Below are 1,625 nucleotides of genomic sequence, written 5' to 3'. Positions count from 1 at the left end.
GGCTCTGCCTCAATCTGTGTGGCGGAGGGGCAGCATTCTTGCCCTCAACAGTTCTGGCCCGGCTCGGCCGTACATGGCGCGTTTGAGGGTCTTCAGACGATTAATCTGACCTTCTGCTTGGCCGTTGCTCCAGGGCATCTCGATAGCGTTTTTTACCGCATCGAAATCCCGGTTCAATGTGCGTGCGAAGTGCACGATGGGCGCCAGGTCGGTTTCGATCGCGTCGTCGATCCATGCAGGGAGCGGGTCTGCCTCGCGGCCACGCAGGATACCGTTGAACCGCATGACGAGGCAGCGCATCGTTGCGAAGGCGGGAGAGCCAGCCTTGAGCGCGTCGACTTTCCGCGCCTGATCCGGGGTGAGTTTTCCGCGGGGTTTGATACACAGCGCTGCCGCGATGACCGGGGAGATCGCGTGCCCCGTTTCCGGGTCCCGGACCGGTTCCAGGATCTGGTGCTCCAAGGCAGGGCCCTTCGCTTGCTTTTCGGCTCTGCGCCACCCCGCCAGCAGCCGCTGCAAATGCGTCGGGCTCCCCTCGTAGCCACGCTCTCGGATCAGACGGAACAGGGCGCTTCCAGTTCGAATTCCGCCCTTCCAGCTTTGGCTCAGGAACTCTTCAAAGTACCACGGCGAAGTCGGCTTCAAAGCTGCCCGCCTGCGGTCCGGCGGCGTCTCGAACTGCAGCCATTTCGCGATGCTGCGACGAGGGAACCCTGTTCGCCGCCCAATCTCGCTGCAGGTAAGCCCCTGATTTCGAAGCGCATGGATGGTGGTGAAAATCTCTTCCCGAGACGTCCTGTGCGCAAGGCGGGACTTCAGAAGGCTTCCCTCTGCGGTGATATTGTCGGCGTCGGACAGCAGCGCCCTGCCGGTCGCACGGCCGTGAAGGTTCATCTGCTCCTCGATAGCCTGCCGCAGGTTCTGCACGATATGAAACCGGTCGGCGACCTGTTCCGCTTGCGGCGCGCCTTGCCGGGCAGCCTGGGCGTAGAGACCGCAGCGATCTCTGCTGATCACTTCCACCTCGGGATGTCGTTTCAGCCAGTCGGTGCAGGTGACCACATCACGATCTTCGAGAACATCGATGACCGCGCGACGCTCCAGATCGACAATGATCGTGCCGTAGGTCTGCGACTTCCGCCAGCTCCAGTCGTCGATCCCGATGACGGTCGGCGGCTCGGCAGTGTCTTGAGCACGGTTCTTCAGCTGCCTAAGCACCGTGTCATCACTGACCCCAAGGCCCAAGCGGTGCAAGAGCCGCTCGGCAGGCCGCCCGCCGGTCGCGTGCCCAAGATGGCTGACAATTTCCCCGACACGCGAAGTGCGCCGCGCAAAAGGACGCGCAATCGAGCCGATCTGGTCCGAGAAAGTCCGGCGCGGGCAGGCGGGTGCCAAACATCGCCAACGGCAAACCCAGAGGGTTACCGTAACCCCGTCACCATGGGCGGGATAATCCTGCAGCCGCCTACGCCGCCAGCCGTGACGACGTCGCGATTGCAATCCACAGTCTGGGCAGATGCCGTTTGGTGTCAGACTGCCGGATACAGTCCACCCGCCGGAATCGCGCCGCTCAACGCTTTGAACGGAAACATCGCTCCCGGGCGACCAGTGCTTCCTTGAAATCA

Annotated in this window: 1 protein-coding gene; it reads right to left on the bottom strand. The window is 62.6% G+C overall.

Translation table 11 applies throughout. The features are described 5' to 3' along the window. Positions 1–9: 9 nt before the first annotated feature. Positions 10–1,623, bottom strand: coding sequence for an ISL3 family transposase (locus FBT96_RS20455; protein WP_455769552.1), 1,614 nt, complete (start codon positions 1,621–1,623; stop codon positions 10–12). Positions 1,624–1,625: the final 2 nt, after the last annotated feature.

Origin of the sequence: Rhodobacter capsulatus, from assembly GCF_005144475.1 — a bacterium.
GTDB classification, from domain to species: Bacteria; Pseudomonadota; Alphaproteobacteria; order Rhodobacterales; family Rhodobacteraceae; genus Rhodobacter; species Rhodobacter capsulatus_C.
The sequence above is the reverse complement of the archived record's forward strand: the minus strand, read 5'-3'. Positions and strand labels throughout refer to the sequence as shown.